A 4,218-nucleotide genomic window follows, 5' to 3' on the forward strand; every position below is an offset into this window, starting at 1 on the left:
ACGGCGACAACGAGCACCTCGTCCTGGCCCTCGGGGGGCCTGAGGGCGACCTATAGCCGACTCATCACGCTTCAGCCCTGTGGCCCATCCCCGCGTGCGCGGGGCTTGGGCAAACAGGGGGGTGTCATCGCCGCGGCCGTCGAACGAGAGCTACGGGGGCAGGTAATGGACGAGTACCTGGCCGACTATGAGAGTCGCAAGGGACCGGTGTCCGAGCAGGCACGGGCCCAGGCACGGCAGGTGTTCGACGAGGTGTTCGCCGGGGAAGACCAGCAGCCCACCGCAGGCTGAGCCACGAGGGGACGCCGACCCTGAAGGTCTTCGCCCCACCTGCGGACAACACACCTCTATGCGTGGGAGGCATGAGATACTCAAAACGCACATGGTTTACAACACACAAGTTGTAGCGTTACCATCGTGTGGACGATAGACCTGGACCTGATAGAGCCGTGGCTGCACCGGCTCGACACCGATTCGTACGAACAAGTGATTGCCGCACTTGAGATCCTGGCCGAGTTCGGCCCTGCACTCGGGCGGCCCCTGGTGGACACGATCCACCGGTCCCGACACAGGAACATGAAGGAGCTGCGCCCGGGTTCCAAAGGTCGCTCCGAAGTACGCGTCCTGTTCGCTTTCGACCCCCGGCGGCGTGCCGTCATGCTCGTTGCCGGAGACAAGTCCTACAACTGGGACAAGTGGTACACGAGGAACATCAAGGTCGCAGACGACCTGTTCGACGAACACCTCGCACGGCTGTGATGGAGAAGCATGAGCACGAGCCTGCAAGACATGCTGAACAAGCGCCCGGTGGACCGCCGTGCGGTGAACGAGCACAAGCGGGAGATGCTGGAAGCAGTCCTCGTCCACCGGCTGCGCGAGCTACGGGAAGAGGCCGAGCTGACACAGGTACAGCTCGCCGAACGCCTGAACGTCAGCCAGAACCGGGTCTCCAGTATTGAACGCGGGGACATCGAGCGCGCACAGATCGACACGCTGCGCCGGTACATAGAGGCTTTGGGCGGCTCGCTTCGGGTCGAGGTCGAGCTCGGGGAACAGAGGTTCCAGATCGCCTGAGGACGGCGCACCGCCGCCGGGCCGGTGAACCCCGCGCGTGCGCGGGCTTGGCGCAGCGACATGATCCCCGCCCCGACACAACCCGGCCCATCCCCGCGTGCGCGGGGCTTGGTTGTCCGTGGGCAGGTCCAGGTAGGACGCCACCGGTCCATCCCCGCGTGCGCGGGGCTTGGTGTGCCGCCAGTACCGGCAGGCCCCGCCCGTCGGTCCATCCCCGCGTGCGCGGGGCTTGGGTCGCCACGGCAGAGGACCAGACGGCGAACACCGGTCCATCCCCGCGTGCGCGAGGCTTGGCCGAGCGCGCCGACCGCCGCCCTGGCGAGCGCGGTCCATCCCCGCGTGCGCGGGGTTTGGGCTGCGTGGGTCTCGTCCATGCAGGACCGGATCGGTCCATCCCCGCGTGCGCGGGGTTTGGAGCCACATCGAGGACGGCCTCGCCGCCTACGCCGGTCCATCCCCGCGTGCGCGGGGCTTGGATGCTGGCGGACGGGTCCGAAAGCGCGCGCGTCGGTCCATCCCCGCGTGCGCGGGGTTTGGGGCTACCGCCGCCTGATCACCCAGCCGACCGCTGGTCCATCCCCGCATGCGCGGGGTTTGGGGGTCGGTGTCGGGGTCCCAGTACTCCGCGAGCGGTCCATCCCCGCGGGCGCGGGGCTTGGGTCGAGGGCGAACGGCTCTGGCTCAAAGCGCCCGGTCCATCCCCGCATGCGCGGGGCTTGGGCTAATGACCCGGGAAAACGCGGGACGTTATCTTGGCGTTATATGTGCTCGGCGGTGGGCGAGCCAGCACCATCCGAACACTGTGGCATGAGCGCTGACACAGGCTCAAGGCCTGCGCGACTTCACACCGCCGAACTCGGCTGCGACCGAGAATCCTGCGGGGCACGAGAGCGAGACCAAGAGCGGCAGGCCGGTGGTCAAGCTTGCCTACTGGTGATCAAAGTTGACTGGCCAGGAGATCGGCGGCCGCGTAGAACCGCAACCATGGGGGCGCGCTGCGCTTTAGGCAGGGATGGTGCTGCGAGTGCGTACGGGGCTTTGAGGGGGAAGGCATAATCGGTGGGTGAACTCCCCCTCGTCTTTCTTGTATCACCCCAACTGGTGTGGCGGCTCGTATGAGTTGGCCATCGAGACCGGCACCAGGGATGACGCCTCTTTCGAGGCGTTTTTGCAGGCCGTTTGGGGTGCCGCGGGGGTCCAGGGCTGTTATGGCCGCAAGGATCTGGAGCCGGAGGAGCAGGTGTCCGTTCCCTGCACGGCCGCCTCTCTCGCCGAATTCCATGCGCTGCGAGGGCGGGTACGCCTACCCGGTGGGATCGAGGTCGTCTGCCATGTGATGGCAGTGCGCAGCCAGGAGTGGGGCGGGGAGTCCGACTGGCTGGACTTCGGCATACCCATGGGGGCATTGGAGGCCACCGGTCTTGTCTCTTGTGGTCGCGACTCGTATGTGAGTTCGCCCGTGCTCAATGCGTGGTTCGGAGAGATTGGCACACGAGCGTTCGCCAAAACCCCCTTTCGGCTGGGGCTCATCGGCTTCGAGACCTCTGGCTGTACCGACTTCGCAGAGCTGGGCGGCCGAGTTCCCGAGACTTCAGCAATCGCCTACTTGATGCCGGGGGACGGTGGACTGGGGTATCACCCGGTTAGCGTGCATGGGTGAGGCCCCTGGGGCTGAGGGTTACCGGGGTTGTGGGGCAGGATCGGGGGGTGGACGATCCGATTTCCTTCCGGGACGAAACGGTCTGGCTGAACGGCTTCTATCAGCTGGCGATCGAGGTGGGCAGCCGTGACGACGGCTGCTTTGGCGCGTTGGTGGAGAGTGTCTCGGCCGCGGCCGGGGTGGGTGAGTGGTACCGCCGCCGGGATGTGGAGCCCGAGGAGCAGGTGCCGGTTGCTTGTGCGATGACCTCCTTCAGAAATGGCGAACGGTTGTTCGGTAAAGTCACGCTGCCGAACGGGCGGGGGGGCGTGTGCGGGCTCTTCGCGATCCGGCCGGAGGAGTACCCGCACTGGCTGGTCTTCTACATCCCCGGTGGGGCGTTGGAGCGGGTCGGGCTCGCCTATGAGGACGGGGTCTCCTGGTATCGGTCCGGCACCGTGGACGACTGGTTCGCCGAGATCGGGGCGCAGGCCTTCGCTCGTGTTCCGTTTCTGCTCGGGGTGATCGGGTTGGAGGTCTCCGCTCTCACCAGCGCAGAGGAGTTGGGCGGCAGCCCCGAGAAGTGGCACGGCACCGGTTTTCTGATCCCGGGACAGGAAGGCCTGCGCTACCACCCGGCGAGGGAGAACGGCTGAGCCGCCGCTGCTTCTTGCTCACCGGTCCGGGTTGTGGGGTTGGGGCGGGATGCGCGAGGGGGTCGCGCGGGAGCGGGTGCGCAGGCGTTCTTCGAGCTGTTCCGGGGTGGGTTCGATCTCGGTGCGCCAGGGGACGGAAGGGTCTCGGTGGGTGGCCATCCACAGAGCACCGGTCCAGGCGATGCGGTGGGTGCGCCCCCAGGTGGCCCGGAGGCGTTCGAGGACCAGGCCCGGAGGTTCCCAGCGGTCGCCGCGGGCGTCCTCGTGCTCGCCGTCGTGGCCACGGTCGAGGAGGCAGGAGCGGCGGATGCCGGAACGGTCGAGTCGGCTTTCGCCGCAGAGTGGGGTGAAAAGGTTCATCGCGCGCTCCGGTGGGTTTCGAGGGCGAGGTCGAGGAGCTGGAGGGCCTCGTGGGCGTCGTCGGTGTTGCGCGCGTGTTCGAGGGCGACGCGGACGGCGGAGATGCGCCGGGCCACGCGGGGCGGCATGGGAACGCCGGAGAGGTCGAGCGCTTCGACCACCGAGTCCAGCAGGTCGTCCAGGTGTATTCCGTTCATCGTCCGGCTCCGCTCTGTTCGGGGCATCGTCCATGGCCGCCACTCCCCGGCGGCGCAGTGCCGAGTGCGGCGCCGACGCCGCCGTGTCGGTGCCCGCCGAGGAATGTCCTGTGGGACCGATGGTGAGCGTCCGAGCACGACGCGGCCAGTGAGCCTTTTTCATCCTGAAGGTGCAGGTCACAGCCCCGTACCGGTCTCCCTGAAGCCCTTCTGAACAGCAAGAAGCCCCTGGTAGATGGATTAACGACCAAGAAAACCCGCCCCACCAGAGGCTCCACATGCTGTTCTACCG

Annotated in this window: 7 protein-coding genes; 5 read left to right on the forward strand and 2 right to left on the reverse strand. The window is 67.1% G+C overall.

The annotated features are described in order from the left end of the window. Positions 1-165: 165 nt before the first annotated feature. The 5 genes from ACJOT3_RS33015 (at position 166) to ACJOT3_RS33035 (ending at position 3,369) form a co-directional block, all read left to right on the forward strand. Positions 166-291: a hypothetical protein gene (locus ACJOT3_RS33015; RefSeq protein ID WP_406977057.1), complete on the forward strand. Its 126-nt coding sequence runs from the start codon at positions 166-168 to the stop codon at positions 289-291. A 126-nt stretch (positions 292-417) separates the two neighbouring features. Continuing rightward, complete coding sequence (locus ACJOT3_RS33020; protein WP_406977058.1) at positions 418-759, forward strand: type II toxin-antitoxin system RelE/ParE family toxin; 342 nt, start codon at positions 418-420, stop codon at positions 757-759. Positions 760-768: 9 nt separating this feature from the next. Further along, complete coding sequence (locus ACJOT3_RS33025) at positions 769-1,074, forward strand: helix-turn-helix domain-containing protein (RefSeq protein WP_406977059.1); 306 nt, start codon at positions 769-771, stop codon at positions 1,072-1,074. Positions 1,075-2,194: 1,120 nt separating this feature from the next. Next, positions 2,195-2,734, forward strand: coding sequence for a hypothetical protein (locus ACJOT3_RS33030; RefSeq protein WP_406977060.1), 540 nt, complete (start codon positions 2,195-2,197; stop codon positions 2,732-2,734). A 47-nt stretch (positions 2,735-2,781) separates the two neighbouring features. Further along, positions 2,782-3,369: a hypothetical protein gene (locus ACJOT3_RS33035; protein WP_406977061.1), complete on the forward strand. Its 588-nt coding sequence runs from the start codon at positions 2,782-2,784 to the stop codon at positions 3,367-3,369. An 18-nt stretch (positions 3,370-3,387) separates the two neighbouring features. Here the strand turns inward: ACJOT3_RS33035 and ACJOT3_RS33040 are convergent, their stop codons facing one another. Beyond that, positions 3,388-3,729, reverse strand: coding sequence for a hypothetical protein (locus ACJOT3_RS33040; RefSeq protein WP_406977062.1), 342 nt, complete (start codon positions 3,727-3,729; stop codon positions 3,388-3,390). Further along, the gene (locus tag ACJOT3_RS33045; protein ID WP_406977063.1) at positions 3,726-3,926 is read right to left on the reverse strand and encodes a hypothetical protein; all 201 of its coding nucleotides are present in this window, start codon (positions 3,924-3,926) and stop codon (positions 3,726-3,728) included. Before ACJOT3_RS33045 ends, ACJOT3_RS33040 begins: the two co-directional genes overlap by 4 nt. Between the last annotated feature and the right edge of the window lie 292 nt (positions 3,927-4,218).

The organism is Nocardiopsis protaetiae, from assembly GCF_045446735.1.
GTDB classification, from domain to species: domain Bacteria; phylum Actinomycetota; class Actinomycetes; order Streptosporangiales; family Streptosporangiaceae; genus Nocardiopsis; species Nocardiopsis protaetiae.